This window comes from Acidiphilium sp., from assembly GCF_049977125.1.
In the GTDB taxonomy this organism is placed as follows: Bacteria; Pseudomonadota; Alphaproteobacteria; order Acetobacterales; family Acetobacteraceae; genus Acidiphilium.
This window is the reverse complement of record NZ_JBMFGY010000187.1, coordinates 1-4,630: the sequence shown is the minus strand read 5'-3', so window position 1 is coordinate 4,630 and position 4,630 is coordinate 1. Positions and strand designations below refer to the sequence as shown.

The 4,630-nt window shown below is 68.3% G+C and carries 3 protein-coding genes; all 3 read left to right on the top strand.

Going from position 1 to position 4,630, the window contains the following annotated elements; genetic code table 11:
• On the top strand, window positions 1-2,426 hold a 2,426-nt coding region (locus tag ACP5E6_RS16315; RefSeq protein ID WP_427955875.1), incomplete at its 5' end, for an SDR family NAD(P)-dependent oxidoreductase.
• Window positions 2,423-3,796: an aminotransferase class I/II-fold pyridoxal phosphate-dependent enzyme gene (locus ACP5E6_RS16310; protein ID WP_427955873.1), complete on the top strand. Its 1,374-nt coding sequence runs from the start codon at window positions 2,423-2,425 to the stop codon at window positions 3,794-3,796. The genes ACP5E6_RS16315 and ACP5E6_RS16310, both read left to right, overlap by 4 nt.
• On the top strand, window positions 3,793-4,593 hold the full coding sequence (locus tag ACP5E6_RS16305) for an SDR family NAD(P)-dependent oxidoreductase (RefSeq protein ID WP_427955871.1): 801 nt from the start codon (window positions 3,793-3,795) through the stop codon (window positions 4,591-4,593). The genes ACP5E6_RS16310 and ACP5E6_RS16305 overlap by 4 nt, the downstream gene beginning before the upstream one ends.
• Window positions 4,594-4,630 lie beyond the last annotated feature (37 nt).

Below are 4,630 nucleotides of genomic sequence, written 5' to 3'. Positions count from 1 at the left end.
TCGCGCTGCGGTTGATCGATGTCGCATCCGGTCTCGATGATGCGACCGCATCGATGCATCTGGCCGCCCTGATCGCAGCACCCGGCAGCGAGGCGGAGCTTGCGATCGATGCCGACGGCATCACCGCGATCCGGCTGGCCGAGGGGATTCCGAGCGATGGAGCCGGATATCCGGTCGAGGCGGCGCGGCTCGAACTGCCGGCGCGGGGCGTGTTGTCGCAGTTCGACTGGGTGGCGCACCAGCGGGTCGCACCCGGGCCCGACGAGGTCGAGGTCGAGATCATCGCCTCGGGGCTGAATTTCCGCGATGTCATGCTCGCGACTGGGCTGCTGGACGACGACGTGCTCGATGACGGTCTGGCCGGTGCGGTGTTCGGGTTCGAATGCGCCGGGCGCGTGGTGCGGGCGGGTGGTGCGGTCACGACGCTGCAACCGGGCGATGCGGTGATGGGGTTCGGGCGGCAGAGTTTCGCGACGCATACCACCGCCGATGCACGCGTGTTCACCAAATTACCGGACGGCATGGCGATCGAGGCGGGCACCACGATCCCGGTTGCGTTCCTCACCGCCTGGTACGGGCTGGTGCATCTCGCGCAGTTGCGCGCGGGCGAGACCGTGCTGATCCATGGCGCGGCCGGCGGCGTCGGCATTGCGGCGATGCAGATCGCGCGGGCGCGCGGCGCGCGGATCGTCGCCACGGTCAGTTCGCCGGACAAGCGGGCGTTGGCGCAATTGTTCGGTGCGGATCTGATCTTCAATTCGCGCACGACCGGCTTTGCGGATGACATTCGCGCGGCGATCGGCGGGGTCGATGTCGTGCTGAATTCGCTGGCGGGCGAGGCGATGCTGGCCAGCGTGAAATGCCTCAAGCCGTTCGGCCGGTTCATCGAACTCGGCAAGCGCGACTATGTCGCCAACACCGCCCTCGGGCTGCGGCCGTTCCGGCGCAACCTGACCTATTTCGGGGTCGATCTCGACCAGTTGCTGGCCGCCGATCTGACGCTGACCCAGGCGCTGATGCAGGACATCGTGGCCGGGTTCGAGCGGGGCGATTTCTGCGCGCTGCCGTATCGCGCGTTCGAAGCACCGGAGGCCGCGGCTGCGTTCCAGGCGATGCAGGCGGGCGCGCATATCGGCAAGCTGGTGGTGCGGCCACCATCGCCGCCGATGGCAAGCACGGCGCCGGCACTGCGGTTCGCGCCGGGGGACGGCGTGCATCTGGTGGTGGGCGGTACCAGCGGGTTCGGCTTCGAGACCGCGGTGTGGCTGGCCGAGCAGGGCGCGCGGATCATTGTGCTCGCCTCGCGGCGCGGGCGGCTCGATCCCGCGCTGCAGGCGCGGGCGGAGGCGATGCGCGGGCTGGGGGTTGTCATTGAGGTTGCGGCGCTCGATGTGACCGATGCGGCGGCGGTGCACGCGCTCATCACGCGGCTCACAGCGGATCATGGGCGGATCGCCGGCGTGATGCATGCCGCGATGGTGCTGGATGACGGGTCGATCGCCAATCTGACGCCGGAGCGCACCGATCAGGTGCTCGCGCCGAAAATCGACGGAGTGCGGCATCTCGATGACGCGACAAGCGGCCATGCGCTCGATTACTTCGTCGCGTTTTCCTCGGCCACCACGATGATCGGCAATCCGGGGCAGGGTGCCTATGTCGCGGCCAACGGGTATCTGCAGGGGATGATGCGCAACCGGCGCGCACGCGGCCTGCCTGGGCTTGCGGTGGCGTGGGGTGCGATCGCGGATGCCGGGGTGCTGGCGCGCGATGCCGAGACGGCGGCGAAACTGGAGCGGATCAGCGGGATCGCGGCGATGCGCGCGGCGGAGGCGCTGGGCTATCTCGGTGGATTGCTGGCGGCGGGGGATGCGGCGCCGGCGACGGTGTATTGCGCGACGATCCGGCCGAACCCCATGCTGCGCGGCTTGAAACTGCTGAACAGCCCGAGCTTCGCCGGGCTGTTCAACGGCGATGACCGGATCAGTGCCGAAGCCGGGTTGGACCTCGCGCAGATGATTGCCGGCAAGACCGAGGGCGAGGCGCGGGCGCTGGTGGCGGGGCTGGTCGCGGGCGAGGTCGCGCGCATATTGCGCCTCGCGTCCGAGGATATCGATCCGGCGCGCAGGCTCGACGAGTTGGGGATGGATTCGCTGATGAGCATCGAATTGCGGATGGGCATCGAGACGCGGTTCGGCGTGGAATTGCCGGTGGTGGCGATCAATTCGGGCGTGAGCGTGAACGATCTGGCGGCGCGGCTGATCGCCGGGGTGGCGCTGGGCGGCGATCCCGAGGCGGCGAGCGGCCTGGGCGATGCGGAACGGCGGTTGCTGATGCAGCACGGGTCGCGCGATATCGGGCTCGATGAACTCATGGCGGTGAACGAGGCGATCGAGGGCCAGCGCAGCGCCGCCGGGACTTTGTTGTGAAACCCGAAGGCGGGCGGTTCAGCCGGGGGTTCAAGGCGGCGCTGCTCGAGACCATGGTCAAGACGCCGGCGGCCGAACCGGTCGCACGCGTGGCGGGGGCGGGCGGCGGGCGGTTCGATACCTCGTTCGAGACGCTGCCGGCCTATCAGCAGTTCCGCACCCAGCGCGCGGTGGCCGATGCGTTGCAGCTGAACTTTCCGTTCTACCGCGAACATGAAGCGATGGCCGGGGCGCGCAGCGTGATCGCCGGGCAGGCGGTGGTGAATTTCGCCTCCTACGATTACCTCGGGCTCAACGGGCATCCGGCGATCACCGAAGCGGTGATCGCGGCGACGCGGCAATGGGGCACCAGCGTGTCGGCGAGCCGCATCACCGCCGGGGAGCGGGCGTTTCATCGCCAATTGGAGCGGGCGCTGGCGGATGTTTACGAGGCCGAGGATGCGCTGGTGTTCGTGAGCGGCCATGCCACCGCGATTTCGACCGTGGCGGCGCTGCTCGGGCCGAAGGATCTGATCCTGCATGACGGGCTGATCCATAATTGTGTCGTGGTCGGTGCGCAGCTTTCGGGTGCCACGCGGCGGCCGTTTCCGCATAACGATCTGGATGCGCTGGACGCCATGCTGGCATCGACCCGCGAGCGGTTCGAGCGGGTGATGATCATCACCGAGGGTCTGTTCTCGATGGATGGCGACGGGCCGGATCTCGCCCGGCTGGTCGCGATCAAGCAGCGCTGGGATTGCTGGCTGATGGTCGATGAAGCGCATTCGATCGGGGTGCTGGGGGCGACCGGGCGGGGGATCGCCGAGCAGGACGGCGTCGATCCGCGGCTCGTGGATATCTGGCTCGGCACGCTGTCGAAGACGCTGGTGAGTTGCGGCGGCTATGTCGCGGGCAGCCGGAAGCTGATCGATTATCTGAAGCTCGCGGCACCTGGGATGGTTTATAGTGTGGGGATGCCGGCACCGGCTGCGATGGCGGCACTCACCGCGATCGAGATCATGCGGCGCGAGCCCGAGCGGGTGGCGCGGTTGCAGGCGAACGGGCAGTTGTTCCTGCTTCTGGCGCGGGCGGCGGGGCTCGATGTCGGCACCAGCGCCGGCCATGCGGTGACGCCGGTGATCATTGGGGATTCGCTGCGCACCGTGCTGCTGGCGGAGCGGCTGCTCAAGCGCGGGATCAACGCGTTTCCGATCGTCCCGCCCGGCGTGCCGGAGAAATCGGCGCGGCTGCGGTTTTTCATATCCTCCGAGCATACCGTCGCCGAAATCGAGGCGGCGGTGGCGGCGACCGCGGAAGAGGTGGCGGGGGTAGAGCGCGAGGGGGTGTCGCTGGGCACGCTTGCGAAATTGATGATGAAGCGCGGGGCGTGAGCGCGCCACGGGCGATTATTATTACGGGCGCATCGAGCGGGATCGGGGCGGCGTTGGCGGTGCATTATGCGGCTCCGGGGGTGGCGCTCGGGTTGCTGGGGCGGGATGCGGCGCGGCTCGAGGCGGTGGCGTCGGCGGTGCGGGGCCGGGGGGCGGTGGTGGAGACCGGCCGGGTCGATATGCGCGAGGCCGAGGCGGTGGCCGGGTGGATTGCGCGGTTCGATGCGGCGCATCCGGTGGATTTGCTGATCGCCAATGCCGGGGTGCTCGAAGGGCGGGATGAAGACGGGCGGATCGAGGATTATGAGGTCGCGGCGCGGGTGATCGGGATCAATCTGCTCGGGTCGCTGGCGGCGCTGCATGCGGTGCTGCCGTCGATGCGGGCGCGGGGTTGTGGGCAGATTGCGCTGGTCAGTTCGCTGGCGGCGTTTTCGCCGCTGACCGATGCGCCGGCCTATGGGGCGAGCAAGGCGGGGTTGTTGTCCTATGGTCTGGCGATGCGCGCGGCGCTGGAAGGGACCGGGGTGGGGGTTTCGGTGGTCTGCCCGGGGTATGTGGCGAGTGCGATGACCGAGACGCATATCGGTGAGCAGCCGATGAAGCTGAGTGCGGCGGCGGCGGCGCGGCTGATCGCGACGGGGTTGGCGCGGGGGCGGGCGGTGATCGGGTTTCCGCGTGCGTTGTATATCGGGTCGCTGATTTCATCGGTGATTCCGGAGCGGCTGCGGCTGTATTTTACGCGATCCATGCGGTTTCATGTGGCGACGAGGCGATCCGGTGATGACGGCGCGCCATAAAGGCGGGTTTCTGCCTGTTTTTTCAGTTAGAGCGATA